16 protein-coding genes are annotated in these 19,193 nt (G+C 70.0%); 8 read left to right on the top strand and 8 right to left on the bottom strand.

Features of this window, described 5'->3' with window-relative positions:
• Nucleotides 1–76: 76 nt before the first annotated feature.
• A complete protein-coding gene (locus tag ABD658_RS05295) occupies nucleotides 77–853 on the top strand; it encodes an HNH endonuclease signature motif containing protein (protein ID WP_344744020.1) in 777 nt (258 codons plus the stop codon).
• Between the two features lie 63 nt (nucleotides 854–916).
• Here the strand turns inward: ABD658_RS05295 and ABD658_RS05290 are convergent, their stop codons facing one another.
• Nucleotides 917–1,762, bottom strand: a complete 846-nt coding sequence (locus tag ABD658_RS05290) for a carbon-nitrogen hydrolase family protein (protein WP_344684811.1) — start codon at nucleotides 1,760–1,762, stop codon at nucleotides 917–919.
• Between the two features lie 13 nt (nucleotides 1,763–1,775).
• Nucleotides 1,776–3,449, bottom strand: a complete 1,674-nt coding sequence (locus ABD658_RS05285) for a flavin monoamine oxidase family protein (RefSeq protein WP_344684809.1) — start codon at nucleotides 3,447–3,449, stop codon at nucleotides 1,776–1,778.
• A 106-nt stretch (nucleotides 3,450–3,555) separates the two neighbouring features.
• Between ABD658_RS05285 and ABD658_RS05280 the strand changes: the two genes are divergently transcribed.
• Nucleotides 3,556–4,563, top strand: a complete 1,008-nt coding sequence (locus ABD658_RS05280; protein ID WP_344684807.1) for a LacI family DNA-binding transcriptional regulator — start codon at nucleotides 3,556–3,558, stop codon at nucleotides 4,561–4,563.
• Between the two features lie 13 nt (nucleotides 4,564–4,576).
• Here ABD658_RS05280 and ABD658_RS05275 read toward each other — a convergent pair whose 3' ends face one another.
• A complete protein-coding gene (locus tag ABD658_RS05275) occupies nucleotides 4,577–4,825 on the bottom strand; it encodes a DUF6480 family protein (RefSeq protein ID WP_344684805.1) in 249 nt (82 codons plus the stop codon).
• A gap of 190 nt (nucleotides 4,826–5,015) precedes the next feature.
• Between ABD658_RS05275 and ABD658_RS05270 the strand changes: the two genes are divergently transcribed.
• From ABD658_RS05270 to ABD658_RS05250, 5 genes are all read left to right on the top strand, one after another.
• A complete protein-coding gene (locus ABD658_RS05270) occupies nucleotides 5,016–6,149 on the top strand; it encodes an L-talarate/galactarate dehydratase (protein WP_344684803.1) in 1,134 nt (377 codons plus the stop codon).
• A 14-nt stretch (nucleotides 6,150–6,163) separates the two neighbouring features.
• A complete protein-coding gene (locus ABD658_RS05265; protein ID WP_344684801.1) occupies nucleotides 6,164–6,865 on the top strand; it encodes a FadR/GntR family transcriptional regulator in 702 nt (233 codons plus the stop codon).
• 164 nt (nucleotides 6,866–7,029) lie between these two features.
• Nucleotides 7,030–7,920, top strand: coding sequence for a LysR family transcriptional regulator (locus tag ABD658_RS05260; protein WP_344684799.1), 891 nt, complete (start codon nucleotides 7,030–7,032; stop codon nucleotides 7,918–7,920).
• Nucleotides 7,921–8,039: 119 nt separating this feature from the next.
• Nucleotides 8,040–8,993 carry a 5-dehydro-4-deoxyglucarate dehydratase gene (gene kdgD / locus ABD658_RS05255; protein WP_344744028.1) on the top strand — a complete coding sequence of 318 codons (954 nt, stop codon included), beginning with the start codon at nucleotides 8,040–8,042 and terminating at the stop codon, nucleotides 8,991–8,993.
• A 42-nt stretch (nucleotides 8,994–9,035) separates the two neighbouring features.
• On the top strand, nucleotides 9,036–10,649 hold the full coding sequence (locus ABD658_RS05250; protein WP_344684795.1) for an aldehyde dehydrogenase (NADP(+)): 1,614 nt from the start codon (nucleotides 9,036–9,038) through the stop codon (nucleotides 10,647–10,649).
• Nucleotides 10,650–10,720: 71 nt separating this feature from the next.
• Here the strand turns inward: ABD658_RS05250 and ABD658_RS05245 are convergent, their stop codons facing one another.
• Nucleotides 10,721–12,151, bottom strand: a complete 1,431-nt coding sequence (locus ABD658_RS05245; protein WP_344684793.1) for an LVIVD repeat-containing protein — start codon at nucleotides 12,149–12,151, stop codon at nucleotides 10,721–10,723.
• Between the two features lie 195 nt (nucleotides 12,152–12,346).
• Here ABD658_RS05245 and ABD658_RS05240 point away from each other — a divergent pair, with 195 nt between their 5' ends.
• Complete coding sequence (locus ABD658_RS05240) at nucleotides 12,347–13,102, top strand: DUF305 domain-containing protein (RefSeq protein WP_344684791.1); 756 nt, start codon at nucleotides 12,347–12,349, stop codon at nucleotides 13,100–13,102.
• Between the two features lie 13 nt (nucleotides 13,103–13,115).
• Here ABD658_RS05240 and ABD658_RS05235 read toward each other — a convergent pair whose 3' ends face one another.
• The 4 genes from ABD658_RS05235 to ABD658_RS05220 all read right to left on the bottom strand — a co-directional run bounded on the left by ABD658_RS05235 (nucleotide 13,116) and on the right by ABD658_RS05220 (nucleotide 19,173).
• On the bottom strand, nucleotides 13,116–13,880 hold the full coding sequence (locus ABD658_RS05235; RefSeq protein WP_344684789.1) for an SAM-dependent methyltransferase: 765 nt from the start codon (nucleotides 13,878–13,880) through the stop codon (nucleotides 13,116–13,118).
• A 39-nt stretch (nucleotides 13,881–13,919) separates the two neighbouring features.
• Nucleotides 13,920–15,968 carry a beta-galactosidase gene (locus tag ABD658_RS05230; protein WP_425574480.1) on the bottom strand — a complete coding sequence of 683 codons (2,049 nt, stop codon included), beginning with the start codon at nucleotides 15,966–15,968 and terminating at the stop codon, nucleotides 13,920–13,922.
• A gap of 108 nt (nucleotides 15,969–16,076) precedes the next feature.
• Nucleotides 16,077–17,372: an ABC transporter substrate-binding protein gene (locus tag ABD658_RS05225; RefSeq protein ID WP_344684785.1), complete on the bottom strand. Its 1,296-nt coding sequence runs from the start codon at nucleotides 17,370–17,372 to the stop codon at nucleotides 16,077–16,079.
• 124 nt (nucleotides 17,373–17,496) lie between these two features.
• The gene (locus ABD658_RS05220; RefSeq protein WP_344684783.1) at nucleotides 17,497–19,173 is read right to left on the bottom strand and encodes an MGH1-like glycoside hydrolase domain-containing protein; all 1,677 of its coding nucleotides are present in this window, start codon (nucleotides 19,171–19,173) and stop codon (nucleotides 17,497–17,499) included.
• Between the last annotated feature and the right edge of the window lie 20 nt (nucleotides 19,174–19,193).

The following is a 19,193-nucleotide window of genomic DNA, read 5'->3' as shown; positions in this document are numbered from 1 at the left end:
CCCTGGAGACTCCGACCGCCTCGAACCCCCACCCACAGATCCAGCCGATGCACGGGATCCTCGGACTCTGGCTCAGTTGGAGGCTGATCTGTTCGCCGCCTGGCTGCTCTCCGGTCGGGTCGAGGGCGCCCCGGTGGAGGCGAAGATCGCGGTCATGATCCCTGAGACCACCCTGACCGGACACAGCGACGACCCCGGCATCAGTGCCGACCGGAACTGGGTGATCCCAGCCAACGATGCCCGCCACCTCGCCGGTGATCCCCGCACCTGCCACGACTGGTACCACGCCACCACCAGCCCACCCCAGCCCGGCCCGATCCAGCCCGGCGCAGGAGACGTCTCTCCGGACATCCTCGCCATCACCTACACCGGCCGCTACGCCCCGGCCCGGCTGCGGGACGCCATCATCTTCCGTGACGGGGTCTGCCAGGCCCCGGGGTGCACCATCCCAGCGCAGCGCTGCGATCTTGACCACCGGCTCCCCTACCCGACAGGCCCCACCAGCGGACCCAACCTGCAGGCCCTGTGCCGCAGACACCACCGGTTGAAGTCCCACGGACTGCTCACCCTGCCCGAACCCGAGCAGGCAGCACCGGACACCACCGCCCCACCACCGCCGCGGGCTCCGGCGCCGCCCCCATCACAGGGGCCACCACCATCACAGCGGTCGACGTCTTCACTGCCGTATCCCGGGCTGCGCTCTCGCCGACTGCCGCCTACCCGACCCCCGGGACGAGGGCGGCATGTCCTCGCGCCACAGCGGCACACCGATCTCATCGCAGCCCGCCACACCACCCCGGGGTCCGGTGCGACAGTGGCCATCCTCTACGACGCCGACAGACGACACCACTGAGCCACACGTGAGCTGCCGACAGCCCCGCTGCCACGCTGACGCACGCCCCGGTGCCTGACCTCCTCAGCCGAGCATGTCACCGCGCCGGTCCTCCAGGTACGGGTTCTCGCGGCGCGAGGCGACCAGCCGCTCGGCACTGATCCGACCGATCAGCAGCCCTTCTCCCGCCCCGGCCGCCACGACGGGAGCGCCGTCAGGCCCGGCGATGAGGCTCAACCCGTTGTACTGGAACTCCGGGTCCTCACCCGTGTAGTTCGCGTAGGCCACATACATCTGGTTCTCCAGCGCCCGCGCCGGCACCAGCAGGCGCGAGACCGCCTCGAACCCGACCATGTTCGCCGTCGGCACCACCACCAGGTCGGCCCCGGCGAGCGCGAGTCGCCGCGCGGTCTCGGGGAACTCGATGTCATAGCAGATGGCCAGGCCCACGCTCCAGCCGCGCCAGTCCGCCACCAACCCCTCGCCAGTCAGCCCCTCGTCAGAAAAGCCTGCCCGGTCGAACTGTCGCGCATCGACGTCGCCGAAGAGGTGCAGCTTCCGCCAGCGCAGCAGCTCAGTCCCGTGCTCGTCGATGAACGCCGCACTGTTGTACACGCGATGTCCGTCGCGCTCGGGAAACCCATGGCAGATCGCCACGCCGTACGTCCTGGCGATCTCCGCCATCCTCGTCAGCGCTGGCCCTCCTGGCTCCTGGGCGAAGGCTTCCACGGCGCCCCGACCGATCGCGTAGCCGCTCAGGTGCATCTCCGGAAGCACCAGCAGGTCCGCACCGGACGTGGCGGCCTCGGCAGCCAGACGATCCGTCCGAGACAACGCACGCTCGACGGCGTCGTCGCCGATCTCCACCGGCGGCACCTGAGCCAAAGCCAGGGTCAGGGACTCGGCCGTCGCGTCCTCAGCCAGCGCCATCTTGTCAGCCTCCTCAGTCCGGGAGCCGCACGGGCCGCAGCTCGTCGAACACATCACCGGGGCCCGGATTCTCCGGGGCGCTCCGCCCGCCGAAGTGCGTCATGATCCCCCAGACGGCATTGAGAGCGGTCTGCACCGCGCCCTCCGCCCAAGCGGGGGTGAAGGAGATGTCGTCCCCGGCCAGGAAGATGCCGTGCTCGGACTCGGGGAGGTCGCGCTGGACGAAGTGGGAGTACATGCGCTCGTTGTACCGGTAATGTCCCGGCAGCGCCCCCTTGAACGCCCCCAGGAAGTACGGGTCGTTCTCCCAGGAGACGGTGATCGGCTCCCCCACCACGTGGGAGCGGATGTCCACGTCCGGGTAGATCCGGCTCAGGGCGTCCAGGGCGAGGTCCACGCGTCGCTGCACGGGATGCGGGAGCATCTTCAGGGCGTCGCTCATCCACGAGTAGCTCAGGCAGATCACGCCGGGCCGGTCGGGGCCGTCGTCGAAGAGATAGGTCCCGCGGGTCAGCCGGTCGGTCAGCGTCATGCTCATCGCCTCGCGGCCGGTCTCTGGGTCCACATCCCGCCAGAAGGGGCGGTCCACCATCACGAAGGTCTTCGCCGACTGCATGTAGCGGGTGCGGTCCAGGGCCATCCACAGGTCCTGAGAGAGCAGCTCCTCCTCCACCTCCACCTGAGTGGTCAGCAGCCAGGACTGGCAGGTCGCCAGCACCGCGTCGTAGCGGCGCTCCTCTCCGGTGTGGTCGACGACGCCGAAGCGTCCGTCATCGGCCCGGAACACTCGGGTGACCGCGCCCCGGGGGTGGCCGCCGTGCAGATCCGCCAGGGAGGTGCCGGCCGGCCAGTGGGCGGCGTCGTCCACCGGCTGGGCCCACAGGCCGCGCGGCACCTGTTCGACGCCGCCGCGGATGAGGTGCTGGTCGTCGTCGAACTCGCAGACCGCGACGCGGAGGATCTCCAGCATGGTGTTGGGGAAGTCGGAGTCCCAGCCGCCGGTGCCGAACCCCACCTGGCCGAAGACCTCCCGGTGCCGGAAGGAGAGCCGGGAGAACTCCGCAGAGGAGGCGATGAACTCGTAGAAGCTGTGGTCGTCCCAGGCGGGCACCAGCTCGTCCCAGATCTGCTTGACCGCCGCGGAGTCTCGACGGAGCATGGCCTCCTGCAGCGCGCTCAGGTGCAGCACCGAATCCAGCGCGCCGTCCCAGGCCTGGGCGATCTCCTGGAACAGCGCCGGCAGGTCCTCCACGGTGCGGGCGTACCAGGACCGCCCGCCCAGCTCGATGACAGTGCTGCCGGCCGCCTCGGTCAGCGGGTTCGGGAAGGGCGCGGTCTCCAGTCCCAGCAGGTCCACGTAGTGGAAGAACGCGGCCGAGGAACGGGGGAACCGCATCCCGCCCAGCTCGGCGATCACCTGGGAGTCCTCCTGCCCGGGGACGCGGAACGGCTCCGAGCGCAGCCGGCCGCCGAGCCGTTCGGCCTCATGGACCACCGGGCGCAGGCCCAGGCGCATCAGCTCATGGGCGGCCACCAGCCCCGCGATGCCGCCGCCGATGATCGCCACCTCCCGCCCATGGGCGTCGGCGGGCACCTCGCCCAGCCCTGCGGGGTGCTCCAGCCACCGGTCATAGGGGAACGGAAAGTCAGGCCCGAAGGCCGTCAACCGGTGTGCCGTCTGCGTCATTGCATCCTCCCTGGTCAGTCCGATGTGATGCTAGCAACACTGGAGGCATTGAGCCATGCGAGGGCGGAATCGCCGCCGACGGGTGCGGGATGGGTATTCTGTCCCCATGGCTATGGCTCAAGTGCGGGACGTCGCGGCACGTGCCGGCGTCTCGCCGGCCACGGTCTCCAATGCCCTGAACCACCCGGAGAAGGTCTCCGAGGCCACCCGCGAGCGCGTCCAGGCGGCCATCGAGGAGCTGGGCTATGTGCGCAACGACGCCGCCCGGCAGCTGCGGCAGCGGCAGAACCGCGCCGTCGGGATGATCGTGCTCGACGTCGCGAACCCGTTCTTCGCCGATGTCGCCTCCGGCGCCGAGAAGAGCCTCGGCGAGATGAACCGGCCCCTGCTGCTGGGCAACTCCGGGCAGGACCGCCAGCGGGAGCTGACCCACCTCCGGCTGTTCGAGGAGCAGCGGGTCTCCGGGCTGCTCATCTCTCCGGTGGGCGACGTGCTCACCCGGCTGCGCCGGCTCAAGGAGCACGGCACCGCCGTGGTGATCGTGGACCGCAAGTCCGGGGCCGACGAGTTCTCCTCCGTCTCCACCGATGACCGACTCGGGGGCCGCCTGGCCGCCGAACACCTGATCGCCCAGGGACGCCGACGGATCGCAGTGATCGGGGGTCCGATGGGCATTCGGCAGGTCGCCCACCGTCTGGCCGGCGCCGATGCCGCAGCGGCGGAGCACGACGGCGTCTCGGTACGGATGTCGGACACCGGGGCGATGGACGTCGGGTCGGGACGGCAGGCCACCCGTGAGCTGCTGGATCTGTCTCCCGGGGAGCGCCCGGATGCGATCTTCGCGACCAACGACCTGGTCGCCCTGGGTGTGCTGCAGGAGCTGGCCCGGACCGGAGTGCGCGTTCCGGAGGACATCGCGCTGATCGGCTATGACGACATCGAGTTCGCCGCTTCCGCGACGGTGCCTATCAGCTCGGTGCGGCAGCCTGCCGCCGAGATGGGCGAACGGGCCGCCGAACTGCTGGTCTCAGCCATCGAAGACCCCGACTCCCCGGTCCAGCACCCGGTGTTCACCCCCACCCTGGTGCCGCGGGAGTCCACGGTCGGAGCCTGAGCTCAGGCGCCGGTCAGCCGAGGATGCCGACGATGTAGCCGAGGAAGATCAGCAGGAGGAGCCCCACCAGCACGGCGATGATCGTGATGACGGCCTTCGCCTGCGGCGGCCGACGCGGCGCAGTCTCAGGATGGGTCTCCGCAGTGCTTCCTGATTCGGGCGGCGTCTCGCCCGGCGGCACCCTTCCTCCGGGCTCGAGACCCGGAGTCTCCTCCGGCTCGGGGCCGGGGCGGCCCTCCGGTGGCGTCGAGGCTGAACTCATGGACTCCTCCGTCCTGGTCGGGCGAGTCGGCGGGGCTCGCCGAGGGATCGGCCGGTCACGCCCACTGTAGGCGGCCGGACCCGCAGGCGTCACGGGATCAGCACCGCACTGGAACATCTCTGTTCTGAGGCATCACATCATGCACGACCAGCAGTAGTCATACAAGTGGGCTACTTGTACGATCTGTGGCATGGCTTACACTCCCGACACCATCCGCCACATCCGCCTCTCCACTGCCACACTGCCCCTGGCCACCGCCATCTCCGACGCCAAGGTGTTCACCGGTCGGCAGAAGCCCATGACGGAGGTTGTCTTCCTCTTCACGGAGATCACCACCGAGCAGGGCCACGAGGGCGTCGGCTTCTCCTATTCCAAGCGCGCCGGCGGACCCGCCCAGTACGCCCACGCTCGGGAGGTCGCCGAGAACGCCCTCGGCGAGGATCCCAACGACATCGCCAAACTGTACGACAAGCTGCTCTGGGCTGGAGCCTCCGTCGGCCGCTCCGGGGTGGCCACCCAAGCCCTGGCTGCGCTCGACATCGCCCTCTACGACCTGAAGGCCAGGAGGGCCGGACTGCCCCTGGCCAAGCTGCTCGGCGCCCACCGGGACTCCGTGCGCACCTACAACACCTCCGGAGGCTTCCTGCACGCCTCCGTGGAGGAGATCACCGCACGGGCCGAGGAGTCGCTGGCCGCCGGCATCGGCGGCATCAAGATCAAGGTCGGCCTGCCGGACACCGCCGAGGACCTGCGCCGCGTGACCGCCGTCCGCGAGCATCTCGGTGACGACGTCCCGCTCATGGTGGACGCCAACCAGCAGTGGGACCGGGCCACCGCCCTGCGCATGGGCCGCCGCCTGGAGGAGTTCGACCTCATCTGGATCGAGGAGCCGCTGGACGCCTACGACGCCGAGGGTCACGCCGCACTGACCTCCGCCCTGGACACACCCATCGCCACCGGCGAGATGCTGGCCTCAGTGACCGAGCATGAGCGGCTCATCGCCGCCCGCGCCTGCGACATCATCCAGCCCGACGCCCCGCGCGTCGGCGGCATCACCCAGTTCCTGCGACTGGCCGGACTCGCTCACCATGCCGGGCTCACCCTGGCCCCGCACTTCGCCATGGAGATCCACCTGCACCTGGCGGCCGCCTACCCCACCGAACCCTGGGTGGAGCACTTCGACTGGCTCGACCCGCTGTTCGAGGAACGCCTGGAGATCGCCGACGGTCGCATGCTGGTGCCTGACCGCCCCGGACTGGGCATCACGCTGAGCGAGCAGGCCCGCGCGTGGACCACCGAGACCGTGGAGTTCGGCACCCGCTGAGGCAGAATCGGCACATGAGCACCAACCGCACCGCCCGGCTCACCGAGACCCTGCGCCGCCAGATCCTCGACGGCGAGATCACCGTGGGCCAGAAGCTGCCCTCCGAAGCCGAACTGATCGGCGAGCACGGCGTCAGCCGCACCGTGGTGCGGGAGGCGCTGGGCCGCCTCCAGGCCGCCGGGCTGATCCGTACCCGGCGCGGCGCCGGCAGCTTCGCACTCACCCCGCCGGCCGAACACCCACGGGACTCTCCTCCCCCACCCCGGACCCCGGAGGAGCGCGCCACGCTCATCGAGTTCCGCATGGCACTGGAATGTGAGGCTGCGGCGCTCGCCGCCCAACGCCGCAGCCCCGCGCAGTTGGAGAATCTGCGGGCGGCCCTGGCCGCCTTCGCCGCGGGCGCGGACCATCCGGCCACAGCTGTGGAGCAGGACTTCGCCTTCCACCGGGAGATCGCCGCCGCCTCCGGGAACCCGCACCTGCTCACCGCCGTCGAGCAGCTCGGAGCATCCATGATCGCTATGCCGCGCCGCCGGCTGGAGGGCGAGGAGAAGGCACCACAGGGCGCTGAGGCGCCGGATGGCGAGGCCCCGGCCACTGCGGCGCTGGCGGAGCACCATGCGGTGCTCGACGCGATCGCGGAGGCCGATCCCCGGGCGGCGTCCTCCGCGATGCGCGCCCACCTCACCGCCTCCCGGCGCCGGGTCCTGGCCTGACATCACTCCCGAACCACCCGTTCAGCACTGCGCGACGTCTCTTTCTGCACTGCGCGATGCCCCTTCGGCATCAGAGCCACGACGCCTTGAAGGGCTGTGACGCACATGACACCATGATGCACTGAAGGGATCACTCGCCACCTTATCAATACTTGGAGTGCATAGTGTTCACGCTGGACCAGATCCGCAGCTTCGTCGCCGTCGCCGAAGAGCTGCACTTCGGCCACGCCGCCGAGCGCCTCAACATGACCCAGCCGCCGCTGAGCCGACAGATCCAGAAGCTGGAGAAGACGGTCGGGGTGCAGCTCATCGAACGGGACAACCGCAAGGTCGCTCTCACCACCGCCGGCAAGGCGTTCCTCGCCGACGCCCGCAAGCTGCTGGTCTCCGCGGAGCAGGCACCGCTGACCGCCCGGCGCATCGCCCGCGGTCAGGCCGGCGTGCTGCGCATCGGATTCACCGCCGCGTCCGGATTCTCCGTGCTGGGCACGCTGCTCTCCACCCTCTCCGAGCAGCTGCCCGACGTCGACGTCGACCTGCGGGAACAGGTGACCCGGGAGCAGGTCGACTCGCTGATCAACGGCGAGATCGACCTGGGCCTGGCCCGCCCGCCCATCGACCACGAGCTCTTCGAGTCCCGCCTGCTGCTCTCCGAAGCCCTCGAGCTGGTCGTCCCGGAGGGCCACCCGCTGGCCGCCCTGGACCGGCCCGTCGCCGGGGCCGACCTCCGCGAGGTCCCGCTGATCATGTACTCCCCCACCAAGGCTCGGTACTTCTACGACCTCGCCATCCGCAATGTGCCCATCCAACACGGCAATGTGGTGCACACCGTCAGCCAGATCCTCACCATGGTGTCCCTGGTCGCCGCCGGCCGCGGCGTGGCCCTGGTGCCCGCCTCCGCCCAGCGCCTGGGCGTCGCCGGGGTGACCCACCTGCCGCTGGCCGACCAGACCACCGACGTCGTCGAGCTCCATGCCATCTGGCGCAGGGGTCAGCGCAACCCTGCCCTGCACCGCCTCCTGTCCGCCCTCGACGGTCATGTCAGCTCAACATGAGCTCATGCCGAAGCGGCCTTGGACGCCCGGCTGACCGCCTTCCTACAGTGAAGGTCACGAGTCGCCCCCGGTGCTCGCCGCATCCCGATCCAGGAAGGCCCCCCGTGTCCCAGCACTCCATCCAGCAGTTCACCCCCTTCGAGCTCGCCGAGCACCTCAAGGACGGCCTGCTCTCCTTCCCCGTCACCGCCTTCACGCAGGACCTCGCCCTGGACGAAGACGCGTACCGCGAGCACCTGAACTGGCAGGCGCGCCAGGGCGTGGCCGGGCTTTTCGCCGCGGGCGGCACCGGCGAAGGCTTCAGCCTCTCCGGTGAGGAGAACGCCCGGGTCGTGCGGCTCGCGGTGGAGGAGGCCGGCGCCCACGTGCCGGTGCTCGGCTCCGCCGGAGGGTCCACCTCCCAGGCCGTGGCCAACGCGCAGGCCGCCGAGGCCGCCGGCTGCCAGGGGCTGCTGCTCCTCCCGCCCTACCTCACCGAATGCGATCAGCAGGGCCTGCAGGCCCACGTCGACGCCGTCTGCTCCGCCACCGACATCGGCGTGATCGTCTACAACCGGGCCAACGCGGTCTACTCCGCCGAGACCGTCGCCCGGCTGGCGGAGAAGCACGAGAACTTCATCGGTTTCAAGGACGCCACCGGTGACATCGAGGCCGTCACAAAGGTGGTCGCCGCCAACGGCGACCGGCTCTTCTACCTGGGCGGACTGCCCACCGCCGAGACCTTCGCCCTGCCGATGCTGCAGCTGGGCATGAGCACCTACTCCTCGGCCATGTACAACTTCGTCCCCGAGTTCGCCCTGGAGTTCTACGCCGACGTGCGCCGCCAGGACCGTGCCGCCGTCACCGAGAAGCTCACCCGCTTCGTGCTGCCGTACCTGGAGATCCGGGACCGGGTGAAGGGCTACGGCGTCTCCATCGTCAAGGGCGGACTGAAGGCCGTGGGACGCGACGCCGGCCCGGTCCGCCCGCCGCTGCAGGACCTCACAGAGGGCGACCTGCAGGACCTCCGCGACCTGATCGACGCCGCCGGTATCCGCCCCGCGAACCCCTCCCCCGCCCTCTCCGCCGTCTGAGAGGATCGACATCAGACGCCACGCACCCACAAGGAGCTGAGCATGACCGCACAGACCACCGCAACCGCCCTCACCGGGCAGTCGATCATCGCCGGACGCTCCGTGGCCGGCACCGGCCGCACCGTCACCGGCTTCGACCCCTCCACCGATGAGGCACTCGAACCGGGCTATTCGCTGATCGACGAGTCCCAGCTCGCCGAAGCCACCGGCGCGGCCGCCGAGGCGTACCCGAGCTTCTCCCAGCTCGCCCCGGAGACCCACGCCGCCTTCCTGGAGCAGGTCGCCGCGAACATCGACGCGCTCGGTGAGGAGCTCACCGCCCGCGCGATGGCGGAGACCGGCCTCCCGGAAGCCCGCCTGGTGGGCGAACGAGGACGCACCGTGAACCAGCTGCGGCTCTTCGCCGCCGTCGTGCGTCAGGGCGACTTTCGGGGCGCCCGGCTGGACACCCCGGACCCGCAGCGCAGCCCGCTGCCGAAGCCGGACGTCCGCCAGCGCCGCATCCCCCTGGGGCCGGTGGCCGTCTTCGGCGCCTCCAACTTCCCGCTGGCCTTCTCCACCGCCGGGGGCGACACCGCCTCCGCGCTGGCCGCCGGCTGCCCCGTGGTGTTCAAGGCCCACAACGCCCACCCCGGCACCTCGGAGCTGGTGGGCCGGGCCATCACCGACGCCGTCGCGGCCTTCGACCTGCACCCCGGAGTGTTCTCCCTGATCTACGGACCCGGCGCCTCCATCGGCCAGGCGCTGGCCTCCGACCCGGTCATCCAGGCGGTGGGATTCACCGGCTCCCGTGCAGCCGGGGTGTCCCTGATGAAGGCCGCCGCGGCGAGGGAAGTGCCGATCCCGGTGTACGCGGAGATGAGCTCCATCAACCCGGTGTTCCTCTTCGACGGCGCACTCTCCGGCGGCCCGGAGTCCGTGCAGAGCCTGGCCTCCGCCTACCTGACCTCCGTGACCGGATCCTCCGGCCAGCTGTGCACCTCCCCGGGCCTGGTCTTCGTGCCGACCGGCGAGGCCGGTGACGCCTTCGTCGCCGCCGTCGGTGAAGCCGCCGCCGGGCACAGCGGCCAGACCATGCTCACCCGGTCCATCGCCGAATCCTGGAACGCCGGCGTGGAGCAGCTGGGTGCGCAGGCCGGCGTGGCACTGGTCGGCCGCGGCAGCACCGGCGAGGGCGCCAACGCCCCTGCCCCGGTGGTGTTCAGCGCGACCACCGCGCAGTTCCTGGACAACCCGGTGCTGCACGAGGAGATCTTCGGCGCGGCCTCCCTGGTGGTCCGCTATGACGGCGTCGAGGACCTGCTGGCCGCGGCCGGTCGCCTGGAGGGGCAGCTCACCGCCACCCTGCACGTCACCGACGGCGACCACGAGACCGCCCGGCCCCTGGTGCCGGTCCTGGAGCAGAAGGCCGGGCGCATCCTGGCCAACGGCTGGCCCACCGGTGTCGAGGTGGGCCACGCGATGGTCCACGGCGGTCCCTTCCCCGCGACCTCCGACTCCCGGACCACCAGCGTGGGCACGCTGGCGATCGAGCGGTTCCTGCGTCCCGTGGCCTACCAGAACCTTCCCGAGGAGCTGCTGCCCGCCCCCGTGCAGGCCGCCAACCCGTGGAACCTCAACCGACGGGTGGACGGGCAGGTCCAGCTCACCGGCTGACCCCGCCCGCCCTCTCCACACGCAGAAGCGCCGAGCCGGTGATCCGGCTCGGCGCTTCGTACGCGTTCAGGTCAGAAGCTCTCCTGACCCTGCGGGTTCAGCTCGGGCAGGTCCCTGCGGGCGTCGCCGTCGATGGACGGGTCCAGCTGGAACGTGTCGAAGCCGATGGACAGGTCCGAGGAGTACACGTAGCCGTTGTAGTAGTACGACGACCAGGTGCCGCCGTCACTGATGCCCTCGCCGCGGTCGAACCAGGCGACCTCCTCCGGGTTCGCCGAGTCGGTGAAGTCGAACACCGAGACGCCGCCCTGATACCAGGACTGCACCATCAGGTCCCGACCATCCACCGGGATCAGCGAGCCGTTGTGCGCCACGCAGTTCTCGTTCTCGGAGTTGATGCGCGGGATCTTGTAGTAGGAGGCGAACTCCAGCTCGCCGTCGACGATGTCATAGATGGCGTTCGCGCCGAGGGTCTCGCCGAACTCCTCGGTGCAGGTGGCCCAGCCGCCACCACCGAGCTCATCGGTGAAGACGACCTTGCTGGCGTCGTTGTTGAACGTCGCCGAGTGCCAGAACGCGAAGTTCTCCACATCGCGCACCTGGCTGATGACCTTCGGACGCTTGCGGTCCGAGATGTCCATCAGGATGCCGTCGCCCATGCAGGCGCCGGCGGCCAGGTCGTGCTCGATGTAGGTGGTGATGTCGTGGCAGCCGCTGGTCTCGGTGTATCCGCCGCGGTCATCGCCCTCGTAGCCGCCGTCGGGGAACAGCACCGGCTCGGAGGCCACCTTCGCGGCGTGCGGGGCGTTGACCGGGATCTGCACCACGGAGATCAGGTCGTGCGGGGGCTGGCAGTTCGCCAGCGCCGGGTTCGGCGAGTACGAGGAGACGTACACGTAGAGCATGTTGCCGTTCTTCGACGGCGCCAGCGAGTTGGTGTGCGAGCCGCATTTGGTCTCCACAGCCTTCACATACTCCGGCGAGGACGGGTCACTGATGTCGAAGATCCGCAGGCCCTCCCAGTACTCCTCGGTGTCGGAGGTGCGGTCCGCGCCGCAGGTGTCGTCCTCCATACGGGCATCCACAGAGAGCACCAGGACGTCCTTGTAGACCGAGACATCGTTCTGCGGGCCCGGACAGTGAACCTGCACCAGCTGCTCGGGGTTCGCCGGGTCGGCCAGGTCGTAGACGGTGAAGCCGTCATAGTTGCCCACATAGGCATACTCGCCCTGGAAGGCGATGTCAGAGCCGGTGGACTGCAGCAGCCCGTTCTTCGGGACGTTGCTCAGGTGCTCCATATTGTGGCTGGCCACCTCGCCAGGGCCCACGTCGGGCTCCCCGGGGCCGCTCTCCAGCTGGTTCAGCCGCTCGCTGACCTCCTCCTCGTCGAAGGCCTCCTCGCTGACCTCCTCCTCGCTGAAGAAGTCCTCATTGAAGGCGTCCTCCGGGACGGTGGAACCGTCGTCCGGGGCAGCGGCGGCGAGAGGGGCCGACAGGGTCATGACAGTTCCTGCCAGCAGCAGCGACATGGTCGCCCCCGCCCCGGCCTTCGCCTGATGTCGAGTGATTCGTGGAAGACGCACGGGCGTCAACACCTCCTAGATCGGATAGAGGTAGTATTACGAATCAACTGCTTCAGGTCTAGGGTTGACGACATATTTGTTCGCCTGATCACCTATCGATGGAGAGGTCTCTCTGTGACACGCCTCGCCCGCATCACCCCAGGTCAGCGCGGAAACTCGGTCGTACGGCCGACATCTGACCGGCTGCGGACGACCCTGTCCGCAGCGCTGCTGGGCGGCGCACTCGCCCTCGCCGGCTGCGGGAACGAGGGTCCGGAGCCCGAGGAGGCGGCCGCGCCGTCGTCCTCGGTCCTGCTGCCCTCCGGGCCCGGCGAGGACACCGAGCGGTTGGACCCGGAGGACTATGAGGGTGTACAGGGCCTCAGCGACGAGTGGAATGACGTGGACGCGGAGTTCATGACCATGATGATCGCCCATCATGCCCAGGCACTCGAGATGACCGCCCTGGTCCCGGCCCGCGCGGAGTCCGAGCAGCTGACGACGTTCGCCGAACGGATGCACCTGGCCCAGAAGGGCGAGATCGGCTACATGGCGGACTGGCTGGAGGCCCGCGATCAGCCGGTCCCCCAGGAGGCCCGGGAGGTCGCCGAGGGCGAGATCCCCTCGCCGGACACCCACTCCCACGGCGAAACCCCGATGCCAGGGATGCTCAGCCAGGAGGAGATGACCGAACTGCGGCAGACCGAGGGCGAGGAGTTCGACCGCCTCTTCCTCGAAGGCATGATCGTCCACCATGAGGGCGCCCTGGAGATGAGCGAAGGCGCCCAGGCGCACGGCATCGACCTGGCCGTCCAGGAGCTGGCCGGCCACGTCCACTCCGACCAGACCGCGGAGATCTCCCGGCTGGAGCAGCTGCTGGACGAACTCTGAGGTCAGGGCCGCCTCACCGTGGCATCAGAGTGAACACGCCCCAGCCCAGATGTTCCCGCTGGTGCAGCAGGTGGCACCGCGGGGCGACCGAGAGATCCTCCCGCATCTCATCGGCCAGCGGGTGACGCGGATGGCGGTCCAGCCAGCGCCGCACGGAGAGCCACTGCGGGGCGGCGTAGCGGTCCCAGCTGTCCGGATCCGCCACGGTGGCGCCCACGACGTCCAAGCCCTCATGGTCCAGGAGATCCAGCAAGGCAGGGAGCTCCGCGTAGGACTCCACGGAACCCGCGTAGCATCCGTCCAACGCCTCCCGCGTCTCCGGGACCCTGCGCCACCAGGGCTCACCGAGCAGCAGCATCCCGCCCGGGGCCAGGCTGCGGCGCATGAGGGCCACCGTGCCGCTCACGTGGGTCTCCCAGCCCTCGCCACCGCCGATCCAGCTGGCCCCCAGACAGGAGACCACCTCCACCGGCTCCTCCGCGACGTGCTCGGCGGCGTCCCCGTGCACGAAGCGCACCGCCTCCGCGACCCCGAGCTCCTCCGCACGAGCCTCCGCATCGGCCAGGAACGCCCGACTGATGTCCACGCCGGCACCGGTGAACCCGAGATCACGCGCCCAGGTGCACAGCGCCTCCCCCTTGCCGCAGGCCAGATCGAGCAGGCGGCTGCCGGGCGGCAGACGCAGGGAGCGGCCGAGCTGGTCCAGCTTGGCCGGGTCCAGAGGATTGAGGATGCGTGAGCCCGACTCGCGGATGACGAAGCTCTCCGGCAGGTCCATGGCGCCCCCTTGCGGCACTCGCGTGGCCGTACCGGAACCTTAGCAACCCTCCGCGACGACGGCGACCTCCCCAGCCCGCACGGTGAGGTCTCCAGCCACCTCGGCGCCGGTGATCAGCTCACGGCCGTCGGCGCCGATGACGGCGTCCTGCGCCGTGTGATTGAGCACGAAGAGGTACGTCGCTCCGTCCTCGCCGTGGCGCCGCACGACGTCGACGCCCTCCGGCGCCTCGGCCTCAGCCGCCACGCCGGCCTCATCGAGCACCCGGCCCACGAGGGACTGCAGCGTCTCCGCGTCGGGGCGGGTGCCCAGATACCAGGCCGCACCCTGGCCCACCGGACGACGCGTGACCGCCGGCCGCCCGGCCAACGGACCCTCGGCCCAGGTGCGCACCTCAGCCGCTCCTTCCAGATGGGTGTTCTCCGCCCAGAACTCGCCACGGCCGCCGCCGTGGAGGGCGTGGAACTCCGCGCCCTGCAACGGCCAGAACTCCTCGGTGCGGATGCCCAGCAGCTCGCGGAACGCCCCGGGGTAGCCGCCCAGCCGGACGGCGTCGTGCTCGTCCACGATGCCGCTGAAGAAGCTGATCAGCACCGACGCTCCGGCCCCGGCGGCGTCAGCCAGCGCCTGCGCGTGCTCATCCCGGACCAGATACAGGGAGGGCACCACGATGGCACGGTAGCCGGAGAGCTCGGCGGAGGGATGGACGACGTCGACCGTCATCCCGGCCAGCCACAGCGCCCGATAGAGGTGCATGACCTCCTCCGGGTAGGAGAAGTCATTGCGCGGGTGCGAGTCCAGCTCGGAGGCCCACCAGGCCTCATAGTCGAACACCAGCGCCACGTGCGCGTCCACGGTGGACCCCTGCACCGGCTCCAGGGCCCGCAGCGCCTCCCCCAGCCGGACGGTGGCGCGGAAGACGTCGGAGTCCGGGCCCGCATGCGGAACCATCGCCGAGTGGTACTTCTCCGCCCCGGCGGCCGACTGCCGCCACTGGAAGAACATGACCGCATCCGCCCCGCGGGCCACATGCCCCAGCGAGTCCCGCAGCATCTCCTGCGGGGACTTGGTGCGGTTGTGCAGCTGCCAGTTCACCGCACTGGTGGAGTGCTCCATCAGCATCCAGGGGCGTCCTGCGGCCACACCACGGGTCAGGTCCGCACTGAAGGCCAGCTCGATGTGCCGCTCGTCGTCGTCGGCGATCGTGTAGTGGTCGGTGGCGATGACGTCCATCTCTGCGGCCCAGGAGAAGTAGTCCATGGTCTTGGACCGGGTGGTGCACATGAAGTTCGTGGTCACCGGGACGCCCGGGGTCACCTCCCGCAGAACCGCCTTCATCTCCCGGAAGTAGGCCAGGAACTCGTCCGAGGAGTACCGATGGAAGTCCAGCTGCTGGGTGGGGTTCACGAACATCGGGGCCCTGCGCGGCGGCAGGACCTCCTCGAAGCTGCTGTACCGCTGGGACCAGAACGCCGTGCCCCAGGCGGCGTTGAGCTCCTCCACCGTGCCGTACCGGGCCTGAAGCCAGGCGCGGAAGGCCGCCGCGGCGTCGTCGGAGAAGTCATGGGCATTGTGGCAACCCAGCTCATTGTCCACATGCCACAGGGCCAGGGCCGGATGCTGCGCATAGCGTTCCGCGATCGCCCGGGTCATGCGCAGCGCGTACTCGCGGAACACCGGGGAGGACACGGAATAGGCCTGCCGCGCACCCGGCCAGAGGATCGTGCCGTCGGCATCCTGCGGCAGGATCTCCGGGTGACGGTGGGTCAGCCACGGCGGGGGCGAGGCGGTGGCGGTCGCCAGTGCCGCGGAGACCCCCTGCGCATGGAGACGGTCCAACACATCATCGAGCCAGCCCCAGTCATACTCGCCCTCGCGGGGTTCGAGCATGGCCCAGGAGAAGATGCCGACGCTGACCAGGTTCACCCCGGCCTGCCGCATGAGTGCGACGTCCTCCTCCCGGACGTCCTGCGGCCACTGCTCGGGGTTGTAGTCGCCGCCGTAGGCGAGGCCGTGCACGGCTGGCCAGCCGAGGCGGGTGGTGTCGCGGGTGGTGGCGTCGTGCTCCGAGGCGGTCATGCGTCTCATCTCCTGGTGGTGGGGCCGGGGAGACCCGATATCACTCACGCCCCGTCACGATTCCCCAACCCCTCGAATGTGACAGGGGCCGGGGAACCTTGACGGGGCACAAGGGGGTCAGCGCAGCTCGTTCTCCATCTCGGACATCATCTGGGAGGCGGCGTCCTCCGGGGAGAGCCGCTCGAAGAAGACCTCCAGCTCGTAGCGCTGCAGGATCTGCTGCATCCCGGAGAAGCCCATGGCGGGGACCGGCTCGGGGTCGCCGATCTCGGCGTCGATCTCCTCGATGAACTCAGCCGAGGTCAGGTCGGCGCCGTCGATCTGGTCGACGACGGCGTCCCGGACGTCCAGGTTCGTGGGCAGACCGCGGTCGGTCAGGTTGGCCTCGCCGGCCTCCTCGGAGTTGATCATGAAGTCCACGAACTGCTGGGCCTCCTCCGGGTGATCGGTGGTGGAGGCCACCGACATCAGCATGGTGGACTTGAACCACATGCCGTTGTCCTCGGCACTGCCGGTGTGGGAGGGCATGCGCAGCGGCACCATGTCCGCGCCTGCGGCCCCGGAGATCGCCGCCAGCTGGTTGGTCCACCACATGCCCATGGCGACCTCGCCGGAGGCGGTCATGGACTCGTCCGGACCGGGAGTCTGGTCCTCCGCGATCACCGAAGCCGGCGGGTAGCCGCCCTCCTCCATCAGTTCGAGCAGGTGCTCGAAGTACTCGGCGGCGTCGGACTCCTCGAAGCCGAGCTCACCGTCCTCGGTGGTGAGGTTCTTGTCCTGCTGCCGCAGCCAGATCTGCAGGTCCGCAGGCTGGCCCGGGCCGGTGGCGCCATAGACGCCGTCCACGTTCTCCGTGATGGTGGAGGTGATCTCCAGGTAGTCGTCCCAGGTCCAGGTGGAGTCGTCCGGCATCTCGACCCCGGCCTCGTCGAAGACGTCCGGGTTGGCCATGATCACCATGGCGTTGATACCTGTCGTGATGCCGATCAGCCCGTCCTCGGTGCGGCCGTTCTCCACCACGTCCGGGTCCAGCCCGGAGGTGTCCACCTGGTCGAGGTCCAGCAGGGCACCACGGTCGGCGTACTCGCGCAGGTAGGCGTCGTCCATCTGGACGATGTCGGGCATCTCGCCGGCGGCGGTCTGAGTAGCCAGCTGGTCCCAGTAGCCGGACCAGTCGCCGAACTCCGGGGTGACCGTGATGCCGGGGTTCTGCTCCTCGAAGGCGTCGATGATCTCCTGGGTGGCCTGATGACGGGAGTCGGAACCCCACCAGGCGAAGCGCAGGTCGACGTCGCCGTCGTCGTCGCCGCCTCCGCCGCAGGAGGTCAGGGCCAGGGTGCCGACGGTGGCCGCCGCGGCGAGCGAGGTGAAGCGGCCGATGCGGCCGGACAGGTGGGATCCGGTGAGGGGCATGGGATTCTCCGTCTAGGTGAGGGGGTGCAACTCGTCCCAGAGAATTGAAACGATTTTTTCTCACGATAGATGTGATTCCACTCACCTGTCAATACGCCCGGGAAAGCGCCGTCCGAGACGCCCCTCACGCTCGGGGAGCGATGAACGTCGGTCCGCCGCGGTCCACGACGACCCCCTCGGCCCAGCGCACCCGCTCATCCGGAGCCAGGGTGAGCTCACCGCCACCTGCTGCGCCGTCCGGGGCGCCCGGCGCGCCCGGTCCCGTCAGCCGCCCTGTCACCGGCCGCGGAGCGACCCCGACGACGGCGGTGAGCGTGCCATCCTCAGTCAGCTCGGCCCGCCAGCCGCGCGGGATCCGCAGATGCTCCGCCCCATCGCGCGGCAGCACGGTGCCGGTGTCGTCGGACACGGCCTCCCAGGTCACCCCGCCCAGCCTGCGGGAGGCGGCCACCGCCTCGGCCGCGGCGCCGTGCTCCAGTCGGGTCGGCGCCAGGGAGGTGACCGCAAAGCCGCCGGAGGGCATCGGCAGGATGCCGCAGAGGCGCTCGACGGCGTCGAGCACCCACAGCGCCGCCGGGGAGTAGCAGGAGGTGTAGCCGGCCTCCCCGCTCCACGGGTCCAGGCACTGCGGATAGCGGTCCGCGACGGCCAGCGCGGTGAGCACGGGCTTCAGGAGCACGGCCAGCTCGGCGGGACGGCCGTGATGCTCGAAGGCATGCGGCGCCCGGATCATGGTGAGCATGTTCACCGGCCCGGCCCAGGAGTTGCGGGTGTGGTCGCCGTCGAAACGAGGGTCGTCCATGGCCAGGGAGGTCAGCCCGTAGTGGGACAGGAACCGGGAGGTGGCGAACAGGTGGCGGCGCAGCACCTCGGCGAAGAGGTCGTCGTCGCCGATCTCGCAGGCCATGACGCGCAGCTGCACATCGCTGAGCACCCGCACCGGCTGCCACGCGGCGTCGAGGTCGTAGAAGGCGGCGTCCACGGCATCCCAGCAGTGGGCGAACAGCGCCTCCCCGCTGGCGGCGGCGGCCGCCCGCCACGGCGTCGGGTCCTCCCCGAGCTCCTCGGCGATCTGGGCCAGATAGGTCCGTTGGCAGGCCACGTTCGCCGTGAGGTCCGGGGCGATGTACGGCACCCCCGGCGCCTCGGGGTCGCAGCGGGAAGCCTCGCCGCCGAGGCATCGGTCCGGGGCGAACCAGAACCGCGGGGACAGGTCATGGCCGGCGTCGAAGGTGCAGAAGGCCTCCACCGCCCCGGTGCCGCGGGTGTCCCGGTGCGCGGCGAGCCATGCGTCGTGCGCGGACATCGCCTCATACATCCGGCGCAGCCACGCGGTGCTCTCGGTGTGCAGGCGGTGGTGGGTCCACACGGAGCGGGCCAGCGGGGTGACCATCTGGATCTGGCTGAAGGCCGGACCGTCCCGCGTGACCTTATAGGGGATGAGCCCGTCGTCGCGCTGGTGCTCGGCGAAGAGGGCGAAGGTGTCGGCAGCGGCCTGCGGGGCGAACCGAGAGAGCACCTCGGCACTGATGGTGCCGGTGGACTCGACCCAGGCGCCGTCGTACGCCCCGCCCTCATGCAGCACGGTGACCCCACGCTGCTTCCGGAGGCAGGCGTCCAGGTCCGCGAGCGCCTGGCCCCACCTCTCCTGCAGCGGGCCCCCGACGGCGGCGAAGCCCGCCCCGGTGGCGGCCAGCCCCTCCGCGAGCGCGGAGGAGAGAGCGGATCGGTCAGCCTCGCGCAGGCAGGCGAGCGCCTGCGTCGCGGGCGGAGAGAGCTCAGGCACGGAGAGTTCAGGCACGGAGACTTCAGGCACAGACG

The organism is Nesterenkonia aethiopica (genome assembly GCF_039534665.1).
Taxonomy (GTDB): Bacteria; Actinomycetota; Actinomycetes; order Actinomycetales; family Micrococcaceae; genus Nesterenkonia; species Nesterenkonia aethiopica.
Note: the sequence above shows the minus strand (reverse complement) of the source record. Positions and strands in the feature narration are given on the sequence as shown.

Excerpts from the sequence above, each read along its gene's own strand:
- ABD658_RS05280 (WP_344684807.1), top strand. The coding sequence starts at position 3,556 with ATGGCTATGGCTCAAGTGCGGGACGTCGCGGCACGTGCCGGCGTCTCG.
- ABD658_RS05245 (WP_344684793.1), bottom strand. The coding sequence starts at position 12,151 with ATGACCCTGTCGGCCCCTCTCGCCGCCGCTGCCCCGGACGACGGTTCC.
- ABD658_RS05265 (WP_344684801.1), top strand. The coding sequence starts at position 6,164 with ATGAGCACCAACCGCACCGCCCGGCTCACCGAGACCCTGCGCCGCCAG.
- ABD658_RS05290 (WP_344684811.1), bottom strand. The coding sequence starts at position 1,762 with ATGGCGCTGGCTGAGGACGCGACGGCCGAGTCCCTGACCCTGGCTTTG.
- ABD658_RS05235 (WP_344684789.1), bottom strand. The coding sequence starts at position 13,880 with ATGGACCTGCCGGAGAGCTTCGTCATCCGCGAGTCGGGCTCACGCATC.
- ABD658_RS05285 (WP_344684809.1), bottom strand. The coding sequence starts at position 3,449 with ATGACGCAGACGGCACACCGGTTGACGGCCTTCGGGCCTGACTTTCCG.
- ABD658_RS05250 (WP_344684795.1), top strand. The coding sequence starts at position 9,036 with ATGACCGCACAGACCACCGCAACCGCCCTCACCGGGCAGTCGATCATC.
- ABD658_RS05270 (WP_344684803.1), top strand. The coding sequence starts at position 5,016 with ATGGCTTACACTCCCGACACCATCCGCCACATCCGCCTCTCCACTGCC.
- ABD658_RS05225 (WP_344684785.1), bottom strand. The coding sequence starts at position 17,372 with ATGCCCCTCACCGGATCCCACCTGTCCGGCCGCATCGGCCGCTTCACC.
- ABD658_RS05275 (WP_344684805.1), bottom strand. The coding sequence starts at position 4,825 with ATGAGTTCAGCCTCGACGCCACCGGAGGGCCGCCCCGGCCCCGAGCCG.
- ABD658_RS05230 (WP_425574480.1), bottom strand. The coding sequence starts at position 15,968 with ATGAGACGCATGACCGCCTCGGAGCACGACGCCACCACCCGCGACACC.